We start from the raw sequence: 19,681 nt of genomic DNA, 5'->3' as shown, positions 1-19,681 counted from the left end.
AAAATGATATAATTTCTCAGTGATCATAAGAATTGTAAAACTTTAAAAGTAGGTTTTAGACTTCTTCTGATAAGGAGAGTTGGCTCATTTACGAGTTACCCCGCCCTGTGCGGGGATATTATTTTCTTTGTTATTTTTTCTCTAATTGTTTCTAAATCTTCTTTTTTGATTTTTCCATTATAATAACTTATTATTCTTTTAGTATCAAAGGTTCTTACTTGTGATAATAGAGCTACTTGCTTTCTGTTTTTACTATCTGTGAAGTGATGATAAAGAAAACCTGTTTTATTTTCTATTTTGCTTGTTAATGGAACGCCAACAAAAAGATTAACATAATCCTCAATGTATATTTTGTTTAAAACTAAAACCGGTCTTTTGAAGTCATTATGTTTTCCATAAACTTCACTGCCTATATTTTGTCCTATGCTAACCCAATAAATCTTACCTATGCTTATTATTTTATTTTCTTTTATTTGTAGTTTTTTCTTTTCATTATTCCATTTATCAAATTTATCATTACAATTTATCAAAAAAACTCCTTGAAAAATATAATTTTACTCATTTTTACTTCTAAATTTATTAAGCTACAAAAACCTTATACCTCTTTTTTCATAAACATTGATTTTTGGTTTTTCTATGCTGTTTTTAGTGGCGATTGCAGTGACTAAAGCCGAAATTGCATCTATCCTTTCACTTGATTTTTTCTTATCAGGCTTTATGTTTTCTCTTGCATCTTGATCAATAACTAAATTTGAATTACACCATCTAAAAATAGGATTGTTATTGTGATTTAAAGTTTGTTTTAAAACTCTGATTTGGTATTCTTTTAAAGGTTCGCTAATACTTGCAAAACCTTGTCTAATCTGAACGCACTCTATATTTTCATCGCTTAACTTTTTGGCTACTTCTAAACTATTCCATGGATCATAACCTATCATTTTGATATTTAATTTTTTATTTAGAGCTAAGATATCGTTAATTAAATAGTCATAATCAACACTATTACCTGGTGTTAGAGTTAAAAAGCCAAGTTTTGCCCATTCTAAATAAGGCACTTTATCTCTTTTACTTCTCTCTCTTGCACTAAGTTCTGGTGCATAAAATTTAAAATCCACATGTAAGATTTTATCCACTTCGCAAATTAAAGCCAAAGCAGTTAAATCAGTAGTAGCAGATAGATCAAGTCCAACATAAACATCGCCTTTTAAATCAAGTTCTTTAAAACTGCATTTTAAAAAATCATCATCTTTTATAAAAGAAGTAGCATTTGAAGTCCATATATTTAAATGTTTTGTTTTAAAACTCACCTCATCATTTGCGTTTGCTAAAGCTTTTTGATAATATTCTCTTAATTTTTCAAGCTTTACGCCATAACCCAAAGCAGGATTAACTTTGATCCAAGTTTTTTCATCGTTCCAATCATCATCAGCATCAGGCTCATAAATCTTTGCATAAGTTGATGGGTCGTTTATAATGCCATTTTTAACTTGTTTGCAATAATCATATTGCTTTTTCATCTCTCCAAAATGATTATATCCTGCTGTTGAAATGACTATACATAAAGAATTTACACGACTTGCCGTTCCTTCTTCTAAAACCTTATATAAATCCCCATTTTTAGCAGCGTGAAGCTCATCGTAAATAAAAACATAAGGTCTTAAGCCGTCTTTTGTCTCGCTTGTAGCTGTTAGAACCTTTATAAAATCTTCAAATTTAGCGTTTTTTTTGCGTATTTCTCTATAGGTTTTATATTGATAGCACATTTTATTTAATTCTTCTTCTTGGCTTACCATAGATGAAGCAGCATTAAAAACTAATTTTGCTTGTTCGGTTTCATTTGCGGCACAATATATTTTTTTACCCTTTTCTTTATCAATAAATAAAAAATAAAGCAAAATAGCTCCGATTAACTCGGTTTTACCATTTTTTCTTGGGATAAAAAGCAAAGCGTAAGAGTATCTTCTGGCGTTTTTTTCCTTAGAATAAGTGGCGATGATATCGATGATAAACTCGATTTGAAAATTTAAAAGCTGAAAGGGCTTACCGGCTAATTCGCCATCGGTGTGCTTTAAAAGAGAAATAAATAAAACCGCTTTTTTAGCTATTTTCTCATCAATATAAAAGGGCGAGTTTTCAAATTCTTTGTTTTTTTGTTTAATATAAGCTAAAGCGTAATTTAATATATCTTCTCTTGCTCTTAATTTATCCATAATTTAACTTTCATCTTCTAAAAGCACATCAAAAGCTGATTTTTCTTTTTTATCTTTTAAATTTAGCCTTGCACGATTTGGAGAGCCTATGCCTAAAACTTTTGCTAAGCCTATAACATTTTTAGTCAAAGAATTAAAAGCTATAAGTTCAGGCGTTACAATAGGCGTTCCTTTATCTGTGCTTGTTGTAAAACCTTTTTTCTCCATTTCCTTGCTTGTGCATTCTAAAAAAATGAGATTTTTAACATAAGTTTTAATAATATCATTTTCTAAAGGATTATAAATGCCTAAATTTTCTAAATCTTTGATAGTTTTTTGTGTGAGTTCTTGCTCTATAGTTTCTAAATTTAAAGGCTTAAAATCATCTTGCGTTTGTATTTGTTCTGTTTTATTTGCCTTTGGCTTTTCTTTTATCGAATTTTCATCAATATACAAAATAACTTCGTTTTGTTTAGAATTGTAATGATTTTCATCTTGTCTTTTTTTAGCAAGTCTTAAAATTTCATCTTTTGGATAGGGTTTAGCTTTTCCTTTTAATACTTTTATACCATTTTTCTTTAAATATCTACTCAAATAGATTTTAGAATTAATGTTTAAAATTTGCAAAACCTCATCAATGTTTAAAAATTCTTTTTGCATTAAACGCCTTTTTTATTTGTATTTTAATGATATTTTAAGGCGTTAAAATGCGTGTTAGTTAATTTAAAGCAAAATTTGGCTTTTTTAGAACGCTTTTGATAAAAATAAAAATTTCAAATAAAGATTTTACCTTGCTTTGCTTGTGTTTTGGTTGGTTAGTTAGTAGGTTAAGTATAACATTATGTAAAAAACTGGCTCGCATTTTTTCGTGTCTACCGCTTCGGTGTATAGGATTGGCTTTCATAGAGATTACATACCCTACCCCTTAAGCTCGTTTTTAGTCTTTTCATTATGGCAAGCCAAGCATAAACTTTGCAAATTTTCTTCACTTAATTTCTTGCCACCTTGCTTAATAGGTATAATGTGATCTACAATTTTTGCAAACTTTCCACACCTTATACAAAATGGATTTTTATTTATAAAAGCATTTCTTAATTTTCTCCAAGCTACACTATTATAAAAATCTGAACTTTGCTTATCCCTTTTAAAACAATCATATCTTTTGTTTGCTATTTTCTTAAAAGTTTTATCACATTCTTCACAAGTTCTTAAATGAGTTTGTATTTTCTTACCACACTTGCAAAGTTTATAAATTGTCATTTTTGTAAAATCCTATTTCAGTTTTTTTAGAAAGTTCAACTTTAAATTCATATTTAAAATCATCATAAGGCTTAATCACATAACAATCATATCCTATCTCTAGCAATTTTATAAACCAATCAGGAAGTAAAACAAAAAAATTATTTCCTACTTGTTTGATTTTAAAACCACTTTTAAGCTCATTTACATTTCTATAAAAATTATCATACAAACCTAAATTACTTGCAAAAAGCTTAACGGGAACTGCATTAACAATAATATCTTTTTTATTAAACATAAGAAGTCTTTAAGTAATTAACAAACGAAGCTTTAAGGAATGATATTTTTATTTAAAAATTATAATATATAAAAAATAATAAAACTATTAATCAAAGATTAAATTAGCAATTATGGAATACTTATTGCTCTTTACTAAGAAAGCAAAAAAACAAAAACCATTTTTTATATTTTTATACAAACACTATTATATTAAAAAGCACTGGCAAAGATTATCGTATTGTTTTTAATCGGATTTTAATAAAAGCACATATCATTTTTAATCGGATTTTAAGAAATATGTTTATAGGCATTTTAATCGGATTTTAATATTAAAAAATCATATTAGAAAACTGGGTTATTTAATGGGTTACTATAAAATATAAAATATCTATTTTATAGGTATTTAGATACTTTTTTTAATATTCTGCTAAATCCACCATTCTACATATAAGCTATAGACTCTTTCTTTAAAAAATAACTTTTAGTTCTTTAAATATTTCAATCTTATATAAAAAAAGTATGTGATGTGATTTTTTGAAAGATAAAGTGGTGGTTAGAGGCAGAATCGAACTGCCGACACGCAGATTTTCAGTCTGCTGCTCTACCGACTGAGCTATCCAACCACAATGTTTGATAAAGTAAAAATGTAATTGTATCTTTTTTTCTTTAATTTAAGTTTAAATACAAAAATAAAATTTTATTTCCCTTAAAGTTTTAATAAGATAGAATACCCGCTTTAGATCATTATCAAATGGAAATTTTTTGAAACAATTTGGACTAGATAGACGAACTTTTAAAATTTTACTAGCTGGTTATATTATTATTGCATTGTTTGGGGCTTTATTGCTACATTCAAGCTGGGCACATACAACTCCTATTGATTTTTTAGATGCCTTTTTTACAAGCACATCTGCTGTTAGTATGACAGGATTAGTAGTTAAGAACACTGCGGTTGATTTTACCTTAGCAGGACAAATTATTATCTTAGCTTTGGTGCAAATTGGAGGCTTGGGATATATGGGTATAGGTTTATTTGTTTATATACTCATACGCAAAAAAGTTGGTTTTAGTGCAAGAAATTTACTAAAAGAGTCTTTATTTTATCCATCAATGGATGGTTTATTTAAATTTTTTAAAAAGGTTTTGCTGTTCATTTTTACTATAGAATTGATAGGTGCTATACTTCTCACCATGCGTTTTGCCCTTGAAATGAATTTTAAGAAAGCTTTATGGTTTGGAATTTTTCATTCTATTAGCGCTTTTAATAATTCTGGATTTACTATATTTGAACATGGATTTATAGCTTATAAACATGATATAGCAATTAATCTTATTATCACTTCTTTGATTATTATTGGAGGGCTTGGATATTTTGTTTTGGTTGAATTATACTTTTTTCAAAGAAAAAAATTGCAAAATTTAAGCCTACATACAAAAATGGTTGTTGTTGCAAGTATTTTTCTTATTTTCTCTTCAACGCTTATTATTTTTGCTTTTGAATACTCAAATCCTCAAACTATAGGACATTTTTCATTTTTTGATAAAATTTTAAGCTCATATTTTATCGCTATTAATTACCGCACAGCAGGATTTAATACCTTAGATATGGGACATTTGCATGATGCAAGCTTATTTTTTGGATCATTGTTTATGGTTATTGGTGGTGCACCAGGTGGAACAGCTGGGGGTATGAAAGTAACAACTGTAATGGTTTTATTGCTCTATGCTTATTGGAGTATCCGCGATGGAAGAGTTAGAATTTTTGGACATGAAATTCCAAGAGAAACTATATCTAAAGCTTTTATTATAGCTGTAGGTTCAGCTGTTTATATAGTAATAGCTGTTATTTTGCTTTCCTTGCTAGAGTCAAAATTTGATTTTATAGCCTTGCTTTTTGAAACTTCTTCGGCTTTTGCAACCGTAGGAATTTCAGTGGGAAATGGTGGAACTTTATCTTTATGTGCTTTATTTAGTGATCCTAGTAAGGTGATTATCATCATTATGATGCTAAGTGGCAGGATAGGTGTTTTTGCTTTTTTACTCTCGGTATTCAAACAAGACAAAGCTATTCATTTAAAATTCCCTGAAGGAAAGGTTAATTTATAAAGGTAAAATCGTGAAAAATCTTAATTATGGAATCATAGGACTTGGAAAATTTGGCTCAGTTGTAGCAGATGAACTCATTGCTGGAGGTCATACTGTTATCGTTGCGGATAAAGATGAGGAAGCTTTAAAAAGTATACAAAATCCTCCAAGCTATGCTTATATTTTAGATTCTACAAATATTTCAGCCCTAAAAGAAGCAGGCTTTCATGATGTTGAAGTTGTTATTGTTAGCATAGGAGAAAATGTTGAAAAATCAATCCTTACTCTTATGGCGCTTAAAGATATAGGTGTTAAAAATATCATTGCTAAAGCAACCTCTAATATCCATGGTCAAATTCTTTCTAAGTTAGGTGCAACAAAGGTTATTTATCCTGAAAAAGAAAGTGCTAAAAGACTAGTAAAAGAATTTTTAACTAAAGATGCTGATTATGAAGTTTTTGATCTTTCAGCAAATACTATACGAGCTATTAAGATCAATATAGATGAAAAATTAGCAGGAAATTCTTTAAAACATGTAGCACAAAATATGAAAGTGATTTCTTATAAAAAATTAAATAGTGACTGGGAAATACTACCTGATTTAGAAACCACGACAGTTTATAGTGGAGATGTTGTAATACTCCTTGGAACAGTTAAAGAACTTAGAGAATTTGAACACTAAGCAAGATTTAAAGCCTTACAAGCCTTTACAAAACGCTTTAAGGCTGTTTTTTCTTTGGTAGAAATTTTATGATATATAACTTCATCTAAATAATATCTAACATCTTTTATATCTAAATCCCTTGTTTTGGCATAATTTTGCAGTATATAATAAGGAATTTTAATCTTTGTTTTTGGAAATTTTTTCAAAATTTGTTTATATAAAGCTTTTTTTTGCACACAAGAAAATCTAGCAAAAACAAAAGGCAATCCTGTTTTTTCGTGCCATTTTACACATAAATCGATATATTTAGAAGGATCTTTTAGATAAAGCTTTAAAGCCTTATCACCTATAATTACTTTTCCATCTTGTTTTAATACTTTAGCCAGAGCGTTTGAAGTTGCTGAACTTGGATCTTTGGCATTTGATGTATTTTTTTCTACTAATACACTTAAAACTCTTTTATTGGCACAAATACCCAAATCTAAATTTTTATATTTTTTTCTAGCACTTTCTATGCTTGAAATGATAGCTGCATCAATTCTTCTATAAAATAAATCTTTATTTAGCTTACTTGGAACTCCTTTTTTATACTCCATACTTGCTTTATAACCATTAGGTAGGGGATATTTCTTAAGATATATATGTAAAGGTAAAAGATTAATATAATCAATTTTTCCAAAAATCATCTCTTTTATAGAGTGTTAAACACTCTATCTCCTGCATCTCCAAGCCCTGGGATAATATAACCTTTTTCATTTAAACCTTCATCAATACAAGCCACAAAAACTTCTACATCATCATGCATTTGGCTAAATTTTTTCAAACCTTGTGGAGCAGCAAGTATGGATATAAATTTTATTTTTTTAACTCCTTGGCTTTTTAAAAAATTACAAGCATCTATAGCAGTCCCACCTGTAGCAAACATAGGATCTATAACAATAGCAGTGCGTTTTTTTGCATCTTTGGGAAGTTTTTGAAAATAAAAATCCGCCTTTAAAGTTTCTTCATTTCTCACAAACCCCAAAAACCCAACACTTGCATCAGGAATCATCTTAAAAACACTTTCAAGCATTCCTAATGCAGCTCTTAAAATAGGACAAATCATAATCTTTTCATCAAGTTTTTTTACTATAGTTTTTTGTATAGGTGTTGAAATTTCAATTTCTTTTAAAGAAAAATCTTTACTCACTTCAAAAAGCAAAAAAGATGAAATTTCATCGATTAACATACGAAATTGAAAGGGCTTTGTCTCTTTAGCCCTTAAAATTCCTAACTTATGTTCGATCAATGGATGATTGATACAATGAATATTTTTCATTTTAAGCTTTCAAAATAAGCTTTCTCGTTAAAATTTTTTACCTTAGCCACACCATCTTTTACCGCAGCTGCTGCTACAGCTGTACTTACTGCAGCTTTTACTCTTTCATCAAAAGGTTTTGGTATGACATAATCTCTTCCAAATTCTAAGGTACTTAAATTATAAGCCTTTTTAACTGCATCACTTACAGGAAGTTTTGCAAGATCTGCTAATGCTTTAGCAGCCGCTACTTTCATATTTTCAGTGATTTTACTTGCACGCACATCTAAAGCCCCACGGAAAATAAAAGGAAAACCTAAAACATTATTGATTTGATTTGGATAATCACTTCTTCCTGTTCCTACAATCGTATCTTTTCTAAGTCTAGCTACATCTTCAGGCATCACTTCAGGAATAGGATTTGCCAAAGCAAAAATCACAGGATCTTTTGCCATGCTTAAAACCATTTCATCATCAAGAATTTTTGGCGCACTAAGTCCTAGGAAAACATCAGCTCCTTTTAAAACTTCTTTTAAAGTCTTTTCCTTAGAATCAACAGCAAATTCAAGCTTTTGAGGAGTTAAATCATTTCTATCTTTAGAAATCACTCCTTTGCTATCTACTAAAATAATATTTTCAACCCCTAAATTTCTATACATCTTAGCACTTGCTATACCTGCGGCACCTGCGCCACTTACAACCACCTTAATGTCTTTAAATTTTTTACCGCTTATCTCCATTGCATTCATAAGCCCTGCAGTTGAAATAATAGCTGTTCCGTGCTGATCATCGTGCATTACAGGAATTCCTAAATCTTGTAAAGCCGCTTCGATTTCAAAACATTTTGGAGCAGCTATATCTTCTAAATTTATCCCGCCCACAGTTGGAGCCAAAGCTTTGCAAAAATTTACAATCTCTTCCACACTATGAACATCAATTTCTATATCATAAGCATTGACATTTGCAAATTTTTTAAACAAACAAGCCTTACCTTCCATAACAGGTTTTGAAGCCTGCGCTCCTATGTTTCCAAGTCCTAAAACAGCAGAACCATCACTAACTATAGCTACTAAATTAGCCTTATTTGTATAAGTATAAGCAAGCTCATTATCTTTAGCGATTTCAAGGCAAGGTTCTGCAACTCCTGGGCTATACGCCAAAGATAGATCATGGCTTGTAGCCATTGGCTTACTTGGTACAATATCAATTTTCCCACCTAAATGGTATTTTAAAGCTTCTTCTTTTAAATTCATTTTATTTTCCTCTAACTTTTAAAAAATTTTCTATTCTTTTTTTGCACTCATCAACCTCTAAAAATTCTAATACTTCAAAAATACTAGGACTTACCGCACTCCCTGTTAAAGCTATGCGTATAGGCTGAGCCAAATCTTTTAACTTTGCTTCTTTTTTTTCTAAAAAATCATTTGTAAAATCTTCAAAATCTTTACCTGTTTTTTGATCTTTAAGTGTATTAGCAAATGCTTGGAGCAATTCTAAATTATTTTTGTTAATAAATTTTTGTACTGCATTTTCATCATAATTTTGCGGCGCATTAACTATACTTTTTGCACCATTGATAATATCATGCAAGGTTTTTGCACGCTCTCTTAATAAATCAAGTAAAAATCCTGCCTTTTCACAAACAGATAAATCAAAGCCAAGATCCTTAAGCTGACGGTTAATCTCTTCAAAAGGCAAAGTTTTAATATAATGAGCGTTAAGCCATTCAAGCTTTTTAGCATTATAACAAGATGCGCTTTTATTAATATGATAAGGGTCAAAAAGTTTTTTCAAATCTTCTAATGAAAAAACCTCATCATCACCATGGCTCCAACCTAAACGCACAAGAAAATTAAGCAAAGCTTGAGGTAAAATTCCCATTTCTTTGTATTCCATAACATCAGTTGCCCCATGTCTTTTTGAAAGCTTTTTACCATCTTCTCCATGTATCATAGCCACATGAAAAAATTTAGGAATTTTAAAACCCAATGCCTCATAAAGCACAATTTGTTTAGGAGTATTTGAAAGATGATCATCTCCGCGAATCACATCACTTACCCCCATTAAAGCATCATCAATAACAACAGTAAAATTATAAGTTGGAGTTCCATCACTTCTTGCAATGATAAAATCATCCATTATATCCTCTGCTTTAAATCTCACCTCGCCTTTAACCCCATCTTCAAAAACAATCTCACCGCTTTGAGGTGCTTTAATACGCACAACAGGCTCTATACCCTGAGGTGGCGTGCCTGTAAATTCTCTATATCTTCCATCATATCTTGGGCGCTCTTTGGCAGCTTCTTGCTTGGCGCGCAATTCTTCTAATTCTTCTTTACTCATATAACAATAATACGCTTTACCTTCATCTAAAAGCTTTTTAACATATTCTTTATAAAGATCAAAACGCTCTGATTGGTAAGTTACTTCTCCATCATGTTCTAAACCGCACCATTTAAAAGCTTCGATAATTGCTTTAGTAGCTTCTTTGGAATTTCTTTTTAAATCCGTATCTTCGATACGAAGTAAAAAATTTCCACCATTTTTTCTAGCGTATAAATAATTATAAAGAGCTGTTCTAAGTCCACCTATGTGCAAATACCCTGTTGGGCTTGGAGCAAAACGCGTTGTAAGTTTTTCGTGCATTTTTTGCCTTTTCTTAAATTTTTATTGATATAATGCGATATTTATACTTAAACAAAGGTTTGAAATGAAAAAAATTTTATTAAGTTTTGCATTTTTTGCAAGTTTAGCTAGTGCAAATACCATTAATGCTATAGCTGTAGTTGTAGATAAAGAGCCTATCACAACTTATGATATAGATCAAACTATGAAAGCACTTAAAATTGATAGAAATAAAGCTTTAGGCGTACTCATCAATGAAAAAATGGAAATTTCACAAATGAAACAACTAGGTATTGTAGTCAATGATCTAGAGCTTGATGATGCTATAAATAAAATGCTTGCTCAAAACAAAACGACTTTAAATGCTTTCAAAGCAAATTTAAAATCCAAAAATCAAAGCTATGAACAATTTCGTGCAAATTTTAAAAAAGATTTAGAAAAAAGAAAGCTTTATGAAAAAATCGCAAGTATGGCAAAAACTGATTTTAGTGATGATGGAGCAAAAAAATTTTTCGAACAAAATAAAGATAAATTCACTTTTTATACACAAATTAATGCAAATATTTATCTATCAAACAATCCTCAAACTTTAGAAAATATCAAAAATACAAAAAAAACAATCCTTAAACCACAAAATGCATCTTTAAACACAAGTAATGCCGATCCAAGACTTTTAGGGCTTTTATCACAAATTCCTGTTGGAGGCTTTTCCCCTATTTTAAATGGAAAAAATGGCTATGAACTCTATGAAGTTAAAAGCAAAGATGGGGCACAAACTCCTGAATATGAACAAGTTAAAAATGAAGTTTTAAACGCTTATGTAAGCGAACAAAGACAAAATTTCATACAGGATTATTTTGATAAACTCCGCTCTAAAATCAATATAGAATATTTAAGATAAAAATTACAATTAAAATTTCCCTTTAATAGGGAAATTTTAATGTCTTGCAAGATAATTTGTATCGTAGTTATTATTAATAAAATCAGGATTTTCCATCATAGAAAGATGAAAATCTTTGGTTGTTTTTATCCCACTTATAAGCAACTCATCTAAAGCTACTTTCATTTTTGCAATAGCTTTATTACGATCTTCTGCCCAAACTACAAGTTTGCCTATCATAGAATCATAATAAGGAGGCACGCTATAGTCTTGATAACAATGACTTTCCATTCTGACATTGCGTCCTGCGGGTGGAATGTATTTAGTAATCTTACCTGGACTTGGCAAGAAAGTTTTGGAATCTTCAGCTGTGATTCTACATTCTATAGAATGCCCATTTAATTTAATACTTTCTTGAGATGGTAAAGCATAACCTTCTGCTACTTTAATCATTTGTTCTATGATATCAATCTCACTTACCATTTCACTTACACAGTGTTCAACTTGCAAACGCGTATTCATTTCTATAAAATAAAAATCCAAATTTTTATCTACCAAAAACTCAAAAGTTCCCGCACCTTCATATCCTATAGCTTTAGCTGCCTTAATAGCAGTTTCATGAAGTCTAGTGCGTGTTTTTTCATCAAGCAAAATCGCAGGGGATTCTTCTATAAGTTTTTGATGGCGTCTTTGCATAGAACAATCTCTTTCGCCCACATGAATCACATTGCCAAAACTATCTCCTATAACCTGCACTTCTATATGGCGTGGATTTTGTATGTATTTTTCCATATACATAGTTCCATCGCCAAATGCTGTCATAGCCTCGCTTTCAGCTGACCAGTACGCTTTTTCAAGATCTTTTTCATTTTCAACCACACGCATACCACGACCACCACCACCTGCAGCTGCTTTTAAAATCACAGGATAACCTATTTCTTTGGCAAGTTTTTTAGCTGCTTCAGCTCCTGCCAAAGCCCCATCGCTTCCTGGGATCACAGGTACGCCTGCTCTTTGCATGACTTGTTTTGCTTTTGATTTATCACTCATTAAATTCATAGCTTCCACAGAAGGACCTATAAATTTGATGTTATGTTTAGCACAAATTTCAACAAAATTTTGATTTTCACTTAAAAATCCGTATCCTGGAAAAATCGCATCTGCTTCAGCAATTTCAGCTGCTGTAATAATAGCTGGGATATTTAAATAGCTTTCAGAACTTCTTGCTTTGCCTATACAAATGCTTGCATCAGCGTATTTTAAATACAAAGCATCTTTATCTGCTTCAGAATACACACAAATTGCTTTTTTACCCATTTCTTTAATCGTTCTTAAAGCACGCAGTGCTATTTCTCCACGATTAGCAATTAATATGCTTTTAATTTCCATTTTATAATTTCTCCACCGCAAATAAAGGCATTCCAAATTCTACAGGCTGACCATCAGCAACTAAAATTTCAGCGATCCTACAATCAAATTCCGCTTCAATTTCATTCATGATTTTCATCGCTTCGATAATAGCTATAGTATCGCCTTTTTTAACCGTACTACCTACTTTTACAAAAGGTGCTGCACCTGGACTTGGAGCTTGATAGAAAGTTCCTACCATAGGGCTGTTTATACTTGGTTTGTTTGATTTTACACTTTGACTAGGTTGAGCTTCGTTTACAACGCTTACATTGATAGGTTGTGGAGCTGGAACTGGAGGACAAACAGGAGCTGGAACATCGCAGCACATATCTCTTTCAAGTTCTATTTCAAAACCATCTTGTTCTTTGATCTTAATTTTACTAATATTTGCTTCAGCAAAAAGGTTGACTAACTCTTTAATTTCTTCTTTTGTCATAAAATTCTCCTACAAAAATTTAAGAACTTAACCTTGTATTATATAAAAAAACTTGAAATTTAACTTTAAAAAAGAAAAAAATCATAAAAAATATAGATTTTTTAGGTTATAATCCTTACAAAAAATTACAAATATTAAAAAGGTTAAAAATGGGCTTAAAAGCGGATAATTGGATAAGAAAAATGGCATTAGAACACAAGATGATCGAACCATTTTGCGAAGCAAATATAGGAAAAGGTGTGGTAAGCTATGGACTTTCAAGCTATGGTTATGATATACGTGTAGGGCGTGAGTTTAAAATTTTTACCAATGTTAATTCAACTGTAGTGGATCCAAAAAATTTCGTAGAAGAAAATGTAGTAGATTTTGAAGGCGATGTATGTATAGTTCCTGCAAATTCTTTTGCCCTAGCTAGAACTATAGAGTATTTTAAAATGCCTGATAATGTCTTAGCTATTTGTCTTGGCAAAAGCACTTATGCAAGATGTGGCATCATCGTCAATGTTACCCCTTTTGAACCAGGTTTTGAAGGACATATCACTATAGAAATTTCAAATACTACACCTTTACCTGCAAAAATTTATGCCAATGAAGGTATAGCGCAAGTGTTGTTTTTGCAAGGCGATGAAAAATGTGACACCACTTATAAAGATAAAAAAGGCAAGTATCAAGCCCAAACTGGCATAACCTTGCCAAGAATTTTAAAATAGGAACACTTATTGCTTTAATTTTAAAAAAAACTTAAGCAAAGGAAGGCAAAATGTTTAACAAAAAAAATATCTTAATCACGGGCGGAACAGGCTCGTTTGGAAAAACTTATACTAAGGTTTTGCTAGAAAACTATAAACCTAATAAGATTATCATTTATTCTCGTGATGAGCTCAAACAATTTGAAATGGCAAGCGTTTTTAATGCTCCTTGTATGCGTTATTTCATAGGAGATGTAAGAGATAAAGAGCGTTTAAGTGCTGCTATGCGTGATGTGGATTTTGTTATACATGCTGCTGCAATGAAGCATGTGCCTATTGCTGAATATAACCCTATGGAATGTATAAAAACAAACATACACGGTGCGCAAAATGTCATCGACGCTTGTTTTGAAAATGGGGTTAAAAAATGTATCGCTCTTAGCACAGACAAGGCTTGCAATCCTGTAAATTTATACGGCGCAACCAAACTTGCAAGCGACAAGCTTTTTGTCGCTGCAAACAATATAGCAGGCAACAAACAAACACGCTTTGGTGTTACAAGATATGGCAATGTTGTAGGTTCAAGAGGATCGGTAGTACCTTTCTTTAAAAAACTCATCAGCGAAGGAGCTAAAGAACTTCCTATCACCGATACAAGAATGACTCGTTTTTGGATCAGCCTTGAAGATGGAGTGAAATTTGTACTGAGCAATTTTGAAAGAATGCACGGAGGAGAAATTTTCATCCCTAAAATTCCTTCGATGAAAATCACCGATCTAGCTCATGCTTTAGCTCCTCATTTAAGTCATAAAATCATAGGTATCAGAGCAGGAGAAAAGCTACATGAAATCATGATTTCAAGCGATGATAGTCATTTAACCTATGAATTTGAAAACTACTATGCCATAAGCCCTAGCATTAAACTTGTAGATAAAGATAATGACTTTAGTATCAATGCCCTAGGCGAAAAAGGACAAAAGGTAAAAGATGGTTTTTCTTATAGTTCGGATAATAATCCTTTATGGGCAAGCGAAAAAGAACTTTTAGAAATCATCAATCACACCGAAGGTTTTTAAAATGCTTACTTATTCTCATCAAAACATCGATCAAAGCGATATAGATGCGCTTACAAAAGCTTTAAAAGATGAAATTTTAACAGGGGGTAAAAAGGTAAATGAATTTGAAGAAGCCCTTTGTGAATATATGGGCGTAAAACACGCTTGTGTATTAAACTCAGCCACTTCAGCCCTTCATCTTGCCTACACAGCACTAGGTGTCCAAGAAAAAATCGTTTTAACTACCCCTTTAACCTTTGCCGCTACAGCTAATGCGGCCTTAATGGCTGGAGCTAAGGTAGAGTTTATCGACATTAAAAACGATGGCAATATTGATGAAAAAAAACTAGAAGCAAGACTTTTAAAAGAGAGTGAAAATATAGGAGCTATTAGCGTGGTAGATTTTGCGGGCAATAGCGTTGAAATGGATGAAATTTCAAACCTTACTAAAAAATACAATATCCCTTTAATCGATGATGCAAGCCATGCTTTAGGTGCTTTGTATAAAAGTGAAAAAGTAGGAAAAAAAGCCGATCTTTCTATATTTTCTTTTCACCCTGTTAAGCCTATCACTACTTTTGAAGGTGGGGCTGTGGTGAGTGATAATGAAGAGCTTATCGATAAAATCAAGCTTTTAAGAAGCCATGGTATTGTTAAAAAAAGGCTTTGGGATAGCGATATGGTAGAACTTGGCTATAATTACCGCTTAAGTGATGTTGCTTGTGCTTTAGGGATAAACCAGCTTAAAAAACTCGATCACAATCTTGAAAAACGCGAAGAAATCGCAAATTTTTACGATAAAGAATTTGAAAAAAATCCTTATTTTTCCACGATAAAAATCAAAGACTATAAAAAAAGTTCAAGACATTTATATCCTATTTTGCTTTTTCCTGAATTTTATTGTCAAAAAGAAGAACTTTTTGAAAGCTTACTTCATGCAGGAATTGGCGTACAGGTACATTATAAACCAACTTATGAGTTTAGTTTTTATAAAAAACTCTTGGGGGAAATCAAACTCCAAAATGCGGATAATTTTTACAAAGCCGAGCTTAGCATACCTTGTCATCAAGAAATGAATCTAAAAGATGCAAAATTTGTCAAAGATACTTTATTTAGCATTCTTGAAAAAGTTAAAAAGGGATATTGTGGATAAGCTAGACTTTAGAAGCCAAGATTTTAGCCAAACTGGAAAGGCTATGTATGAACTAGCTTGTGAACTTTTTCCTATCCCTAGGAGTATCACAGGGCAAGGTTTTAGAGATAGCTTAGAAATTTTAAATAAAACTCTGGGGGGGGGTATACTCAAATTTCACTCTATAAAAAGTGGCACAAAGGTTTTTGACTGGATAGTCCCTGATGAATGGAATGTTAAAGAAGCCTATATCATCACTCCAAAAGGAGAAAAAATTTGTGATTTTAAAAAGCATAACTTGCACCTTCTAAACTATAGCGAAGCCATCGATCAAGAAATCGAACTAGAAGAACTTCAAGATCATCTTTACTCCATAGAAGAAATGCCCGATGCTATTCCTTATGTAACGAGTTATTATAAAAGGCGTTGGGGATTTTGTCTCACGCACAACGAAAGAAAAAAACTCAAAAAAGGCAAATACAAAGTCTATATCGATGCAAAACACGATGAAAATGGAGTTTTAGATTATGCTGATTTTATCCTACCTAGTACGCAAAACTCAAAAGATGAAATTTTAATTTCAACCTATCTTTGCCACCCTTCCATGGCAAATAATGAGCTTAGTGGCCCTGTAGTGAGTATTTTCTTAGCAAAATGGCTTTTGGGTTTAAAAGAAAGAAGATATAATTACCGCTTTGTCATCATCCCTGAAACCATAGGCTCTATAGTCTATCTTAGCAAACATTTAGAGTGTTTAAAAAAACATGTTAAAGCAGGCTTTGTGCTTTCTTGCTTAGGCGATGATCATACTTACTCACTCATACACACAGTTAAAGAGAACACTCTAAGCGATAAAGTCGCCCTGCATACGCTCAAAAATAAAGAAAATTTCAAAGCTTTTAGTTTTTTAGATCGTGGAAGTGATGAAAGACAATACAATGCCCCACTTGTAAATCTTGGCATAGTAGGGGTATGTCGCACAAGGTATGGTGACTATGATGGATATCATAACTCAAAAGATGATCTCAATTTTATCTCTGAAAAAGGTTTAATGGGTGGACTTCAAAGCATGCAAGAAATGATTTTAAATCTAGAAATCAACGCCGTATATGAAAACACCATAGTATGCGAACCCAATCTTGGCAAAAGAGGATTATATCACACCCTTAGCACTACCAATGACATTCCTTTGGCTTGTAATTTTTTGGCTTATTGCGATGGAGAGAATGATATCATCGATATAGCCAATATCTTAAATATGCAAGCTTATGAATTTAAAGAACTTTTGGAAAAAATAAAATTTTATGGACTGGTAAAATGAAATATTTTTTAGAACACAACGACAAAAAATACTCCGATAAAGATTTAATAGATGCTTTTTATCAACTAGGTATAAAAAGAGGCGATATTTTATGCGTACATACAGAACTTTTTAACTTTGGCGTGCCTTTGCTTTCTAGAAATGAATTTTTACAGACTATACTCAATTGTTTTTTTGAAGTTATAGGTCAGGAAGGCACTTTGATCATGCCAACCTTTACTTATAGTTTTTGCAAAAATGAAGTTTATGACAAAATAAATTCCAAAACAAAAATGGGAGCATTAAATGAATATTTTCGCAAACAAACAGGAGTAAAACGCACAAACGATCCTATATTTTCTTTTGCTATAAAAGGAGCAAAAGAAGAATTATTTTTAAAAGATACAACAAGTTGTTTTGGGGAAAATTGTGTTTATGAGATTCTAACTAAAGAGAATGGAAAATATATATTTTTTGGTTTAAATGAAGGGCACGCTCTAGTTCATTACGCAGAAGAAAAAAATACAACTTTTTGTAGATATTTTAAAAATTTTAAAGGTATTTTAATAAATGAAGAAGGCAAAGAAAAAAACATAACCATTGACTATTATGTTAGAAATTTACAACAGTCTTATTTATGCGATATTAATAAAATTAATCCTATAATTCAAAAAACACAAAATTACAAAAAAATCAATTTTGCTAAAAATTTTATAGAAATTTATAATACCAAAGAATATGTTCAAGCGATATGCAAAGCTTTAACTAATGATAAATTAGCCATATATACGAAAGGTAAATAATGAGAGAATCAAAATTTTACAAAAACATATTTAAAATTAAAACCATTTATTTATAAATTGAAAACCAAAAAGGCAAATCATGACAACTCATATCTACGATTTTTTAGAAAAAAGCTTAATCAAATTTAGCAAAAAAACTGCTTTTGTAGAACCTTTTGCCAAGGAAAGAAAAGAAATCACTTATAAAAACTTTGATCTTTTTTCTAAAAAACTAGCTAGTGAAATTTTAAAAACTTTAAAAAATGATAACCCTACTCAAGCTCCTGTTTTAATCATCTTGCCTAAAGGGATTGATTGTTTGATTTCATTTTTTGGAGTGGCATTAAGTGGAAATTTTTATACCCTTTTAGATGAAAAAAGTCCTAAAGAAAGAATAGAAAAAGTTATAGAAGTTTTAAAACCTAAACTTTTTATCACTTCAAAGGACTTAAATTTTAACTTAGATTTGCCTACACTTTATACACAAGACTTTGAAAGTTTTAATATAGATGAGAGTTTGCTAAAAACTGCAAAAGAAAAACACATAGATACTAATTTACTCTATGTTCTTTTTACAAGTGGAAGTACAGGTATTCCTAAGGGAGTAAGCATAACACACAAGAGTGTGATTGATTATACTTTTTGGGTGTGTGAGACTTTTAAATTTGATGAGAATGAAATTTTAGCCAATCAAGCGCCATTTTATTTTGACAATAGCATTTTAGATATTTTTTCAAGTATAAAATCAGGAGCGACTTTACATCTTTTACCTAATCATCTTTTCGCCTTTCCAAATAAAATTTTAGAATGCCTTGAAAAAGAAAAAGTAAGCACTATATTTTGGGTACCTTCGGTGCTGATTTATTTTGCAAATACTGAAGCTTTGAATAATTTTAGTTTAAACGCCTTAAAAAAGATACTTTTTTGTGGTGAAATCATGCCTAATAAACAGCTAAATATTTGGCGTAAACACTTACCCAATACTTTATTTGCCAACCTTTATGGCCCAACAGAAATCACTGATGTGTGTTCTTTTTATATCATAAATCGCACTTTTAAAGATGAAGAGCTTTTACCCATAGGCAAAGCATGTAAGAACACAGAACTTTTAGTTTTTGATGAAAATATGAATTTCATAAGTCCTAAACAAATAGACATTAAAGGGGAGCTTTACGTGCGTGGAACTTCTTTGTCTTTAGGGTATTATAATGACAAAGAAAAAACCAAACAAGCTTTTACTCAAAGTCCTTTACATGATAATTATTTAGATTTACTCTATAAAACAGGAGATATAGTTTCTTATAATGAATTTGGCGAACTTTTATGCTATGGAAGAGTGGATAATCAGATAAAATATATGGGGCATAGGATAGAACTTGGAGAAATAGAAAGCGTGATTAACTCTCATGCAAGTGTAAAAAATAGTGCTTGTATTTTTAAAGAAGATATTATTTGTTTTTATGAAAGCGAAAAAGAGATTAATTTTAAAGCTTTTTTAAAAGATAAATTACCTTCTTATATGATCCCAAAAAATTTTATTAAAATTGACAAATTTAAACTCAATCAAAATGGTAAAATTGATAGGAAAGCTTTAAAAGAACTTGTTTAAATAAATATTT

20 protein-coding genes and 1 tRNA gene are annotated in these 19,681 nt (G+C 31.0%); 9 read left to right on the top strand and 12 right to left on the bottom strand.

From position 1 onward, the window contains the following. Positions 1 to 95: 95 nt before the first annotated feature. From AJ884_RS07935 to AJ884_RS07905, 6 genes are all read right to left on the bottom strand, one after another. Positions 96 to 530 carry a type II toxin-antitoxin system PemK/MazF family toxin gene (locus tag AJ884_RS07935; RefSeq protein WP_002788265.1) on the bottom strand — a complete coding sequence of 145 codons (435 nt, stop codon included), beginning with the start codon at positions 528 to 530 and terminating at the stop codon, positions 96 to 98. A gap of 54 nt (positions 531 to 584) precedes the next feature. Then, on the bottom strand, positions 585 to 2,210 hold the full coding sequence (locus AJ884_RS07930) for a terminase large subunit (RefSeq protein ID WP_011049938.1): 1,626 nt from the start codon (positions 2,208 to 2,210) through the stop codon (positions 585 to 587). 3 nt (positions 2,211 to 2,213) lie between these two features. Next, positions 2,214 to 2,849, bottom strand: coding sequence for a P27 family phage terminase small subunit (locus AJ884_RS07925; protein ID WP_052805372.1), 636 nt, complete (start codon positions 2,847 to 2,849; stop codon positions 2,214 to 2,216). A 258-nt stretch (positions 2,850 to 3,107) separates the two neighbouring features. Then, the gene (locus AJ884_RS07915) at positions 3,108 to 3,449 is read right to left on the bottom strand and encodes an HNH endonuclease (RefSeq protein WP_002788260.1); all 342 of its coding nucleotides are present in this window, start codon (positions 3,447 to 3,449) and stop codon (positions 3,108 to 3,110) included. After that, on the bottom strand, positions 3,436 to 3,726 hold the full coding sequence (locus tag AJ884_RS07910) for a hypothetical protein (protein ID WP_002788257.1): 291 nt from the start codon (positions 3,724 to 3,726) through the stop codon (positions 3,436 to 3,438). Before AJ884_RS07910 ends, AJ884_RS07915 begins: the two co-directional genes overlap by 14 nt. A gap of 528 nt (positions 3,727 to 4,254) precedes the next feature. Further along, positions 4,255 to 4,330: transfer RNA gene (locus AJ884_RS07905), tRNA-Phe, on the bottom strand. A gap of 139 nt (positions 4,331 to 4,469) precedes the next feature. On the opposite strand from AJ884_RS07905, the gene AJ884_RS07900 reads away from it, so the two are divergent. After that, positions 4,470 to 5,813 carry a TrkH family potassium uptake protein gene (locus AJ884_RS07900; RefSeq protein WP_002864101.1) on the top strand — a complete coding sequence of 448 codons (1,344 nt, stop codon included), beginning with the start codon at positions 4,470 to 4,472 and terminating at the stop codon, positions 5,811 to 5,813. 10 nt (positions 5,814 to 5,823) lie between these two features. Further along, the gene (locus AJ884_RS07895; RefSeq protein WP_002853664.1) at positions 5,824 to 6,474 is read left to right on the top strand and encodes a potassium channel family protein; all 651 of its coding nucleotides are present in this window, start codon (positions 5,824 to 5,826) and stop codon (positions 6,472 to 6,474) included. On the opposite strand, the gene AJ884_RS07890 is transcribed toward AJ884_RS07895, so the two are convergent. From AJ884_RS07890 to gltX, 4 genes are read right to left on the bottom strand one after another with little or no spacing between them, the layout of a single operon-like run. Next, a complete protein-coding gene (locus AJ884_RS07890) occupies positions 6,471 to 7,142 on the bottom strand; it encodes an MqnA/MqnD/SBP family protein (RefSeq protein ID WP_054829497.1) in 672 nt (223 codons plus the stop codon). The genes AJ884_RS07895 and AJ884_RS07890 overlap by 4 nt on opposite strands. Before the next feature lie 5 nt (positions 7,143 to 7,147). Then, positions 7,148 to 7,774: a uracil phosphoribosyltransferase gene (upp, locus tag AJ884_RS07885; protein WP_002874417.1), complete on the bottom strand. Its 627-nt coding sequence runs from the start codon at positions 7,772 to 7,774 to the stop codon at positions 7,148 to 7,150. Then, the gene (locus tag AJ884_RS07880) at positions 7,771 to 9,006 is read right to left on the bottom strand and encodes a malic enzyme-like NAD(P)-binding protein (protein WP_002868535.1); all 1,236 of its coding nucleotides are present in this window, start codon (positions 9,004 to 9,006) and stop codon (positions 7,771 to 7,773) included. Before AJ884_RS07880 ends, upp begins: the two co-directional genes overlap by 4 nt. A gap of 1 nt (position 9,007) precedes the next feature. Beyond that, positions 9,008 to 10,399 (bottom strand): glutamate--tRNA ligase, encoded by a 1,392-nt coding sequence (gltX, locus tag AJ884_RS07875; protein WP_002869091.1) that lies wholly within the window; start codon positions 10,397 to 10,399, stop codon positions 9,008 to 9,010. Positions 10,400 to 10,463: 64 nt separating this feature from the next. On the opposite strand from gltX, the gene salC reads away from it, so the two are divergent. Then, positions 10,464 to 11,279: a peptidylprolyl isomerase SalC gene (gene salC, locus AJ884_RS07870; protein ID WP_002889770.1), complete on the top strand. Its 816-nt coding sequence runs from the start codon at positions 10,464 to 10,466 to the stop codon at positions 11,277 to 11,279. Between the two features lie 36 nt (positions 11,280 to 11,315). Here salC and AJ884_RS07865 read toward each other — a convergent pair whose 3' ends face one another. Together AJ884_RS07865 and accB are read right to left on the bottom strand one after the other, a co-directional pair. Then, a complete protein-coding gene (locus AJ884_RS07865) occupies positions 11,316 to 12,647 on the bottom strand; it encodes an acetyl-CoA carboxylase biotin carboxylase subunit (RefSeq protein WP_002871650.1) in 1,332 nt (443 codons plus the stop codon). Position 12,648: 1 nt separating this feature from the next. Continuing rightward, entirely contained in the window at positions 12,649 to 13,104 is a 456-nt protein-coding gene (gene accB, locus AJ884_RS07860; RefSeq protein WP_002853623.1) for an acetyl-CoA carboxylase biotin carboxyl carrier protein, read from the bottom strand. Positions 13,105 to 13,253: 149 nt separating this feature from the next. On the opposite strand from accB, the gene dcd reads away from it, so the two are divergent. From dcd to AJ884_RS07830, 6 genes are all read left to right on the top strand, one after another. Further along, a complete protein-coding gene (dcd, locus tag AJ884_RS07855; protein WP_002854086.1) occupies positions 13,254 to 13,814 on the top strand; it encodes a dCTP deaminase in 561 nt (186 codons plus the stop codon). 50 nt (positions 13,815 to 13,864) lie between these two features. Next, complete coding sequence (gene pseB, locus AJ884_RS07850) at positions 13,865 to 14,869, top strand: UDP-N-acetylglucosamine 4,6-dehydratase (inverting) (protein WP_002873131.1); 1,005 nt, start codon at positions 13,865 to 13,867, stop codon at positions 14,867 to 14,869. 1 nt (position 14,870) lies between these two features. Continuing rightward, positions 14,871 to 16,001 carry a UDP-4-amino-4,6-dideoxy-N-acetyl-beta-L-altrosamine transaminase gene (gene pseC, locus AJ884_RS07845; protein WP_002889769.1) on the top strand — a complete coding sequence of 377 codons (1,131 nt, stop codon included), beginning with the start codon at positions 14,871 to 14,873 and terminating at the stop codon, positions 15,999 to 16,001. Beyond that, a complete protein-coding gene (locus AJ884_RS07840; protein ID WP_002878575.1) occupies positions 15,994 to 17,301 on the top strand; it encodes a DUF4910 domain-containing protein in 1,308 nt (435 codons plus the stop codon). Before pseC ends, AJ884_RS07840 begins: the two co-directional genes overlap by 8 nt. Beyond that, entirely contained in the window at positions 17,298 to 18,083 is a 786-nt protein-coding gene (locus AJ884_RS07835) for an AAC(3) family N-acetyltransferase (protein ID WP_070286604.1), read from the top strand. The genes AJ884_RS07840 and AJ884_RS07835 overlap by 4 nt, the downstream gene beginning before the upstream one ends. A 79-nt stretch (positions 18,084 to 18,162) precedes the next feature. Continuing rightward, entirely contained in the window at positions 18,163 to 19,671 is a 1,509-nt protein-coding gene (locus AJ884_RS07830) for an AMP-binding protein (RefSeq protein WP_070286603.1), read from the top strand. The last annotated feature ends 10 nt before the right edge of the window (positions 19,672 to 19,681 follow it).

This window comes from Campylobacter sp. BCW_6463 (assembly GCF_001762785.1).
GTDB classification, from domain to species: domain Bacteria; phylum Campylobacterota; class Campylobacteria; order Campylobacterales; family Campylobacteraceae; genus Campylobacter_D; species Campylobacter_D jejuni.
This window is presented reverse-complemented; position numbering and strand designations above follow the sequence as displayed.

What these genes read in the sequence shown, in the direction of transcription:
- gltX (WP_002869091.1), bottom strand. Translation starts at nt 10,399, where the DNA reads ATGCACGAAAAACTTACAACGCGTTTTGCTCCAAGCCCAACAGGGTAT.
- AJ884_RS07925 (WP_052805372.1), bottom strand. Translation starts at nt 2,849, where the DNA reads ATGCAAAAAGAATTTTTAAACATTGATGAGGTTTTGCAAATTTTAAAC.
- AJ884_RS07865 (WP_002871650.1), bottom strand. Translation starts at nt 12,647, where the DNA reads ATGGAAATTAAAAGCATATTAATTGCTAATCGTGGAGAAATAGCACTG.
- pseB (WP_002873131.1), top strand. Translation starts at nt 13,865, where the DNA reads ATGTTTAACAAAAAAAATATCTTAATCACGGGCGGAACAGGCTCGTTT.
- AJ884_RS07915 (WP_002788260.1), bottom strand. Translation starts at nt 3,449, where the DNA reads ATGACAATTTATAAACTTTGCAAGTGTGGTAAGAAAATACAAACTCAT.
- AJ884_RS07930 (WP_011049938.1), bottom strand. Translation starts at nt 2,210, where the DNA reads ATGGATAAATTAAGAGCAAGAGAAGATATATTAAATTACGCTTTAGCT.
- pseC (WP_002889769.1), top strand. Translation starts at nt 14,871, where the DNA reads ATGCTTACTTATTCTCATCAAAACATCGATCAAAGCGATATAGATGCG.
- dcd (WP_002854086.1), top strand. Translation starts at nt 13,254, where the DNA reads ATGGGCTTAAAAGCGGATAATTGGATAAGAAAAATGGCATTAGAACAC.
- salC (WP_002889770.1), top strand. Translation starts at nt 10,464, where the DNA reads ATGAAAAAAATTTTATTAAGTTTTGCATTTTTTGCAAGTTTAGCTAGT.
- AJ884_RS07835 (WP_070286604.1), top strand. Translation starts at nt 17,298, where the DNA reads ATGAAATATTTTTTAGAACACAACGACAAAAAATACTCCGATAAAGAT.
- upp (WP_002874417.1), bottom strand. Translation starts at nt 7,774, where the DNA reads ATGAAAAATATTCATTGTATCAATCATCCATTGATCGAACATAAGTTA.
- accB (WP_002853623.1), bottom strand. Translation starts at nt 13,104, where the DNA reads ATGACAAAAGAAGAAATTAAAGAGTTAGTCAACCTTTTTGCTGAAGCA.
- AJ884_RS07830 (WP_070286603.1), top strand. Translation starts at nt 18,163, where the DNA reads ATGACAACTCATATCTACGATTTTTTAGAAAAAAGCTTAATCAAATTT.
- AJ884_RS07880 (WP_002868535.1), bottom strand. Translation starts at nt 9,006, where the DNA reads ATGAATTTAAAAGAAGAAGCTTTAAAATACCATTTAGGTGGGAAAATT.
- AJ884_RS07890 (WP_054829497.1), bottom strand. Translation starts at nt 7,142, where the DNA reads ATGATTTTTGGAAAAATTGATTATATTAATCTTTTACCTTTACATATA.
- AJ884_RS07910 (WP_002788257.1), bottom strand. Translation starts at nt 3,726, where the DNA reads ATGTTTAATAAAAAAGATATTATTGTTAATGCAGTTCCCGTTAAGCTT.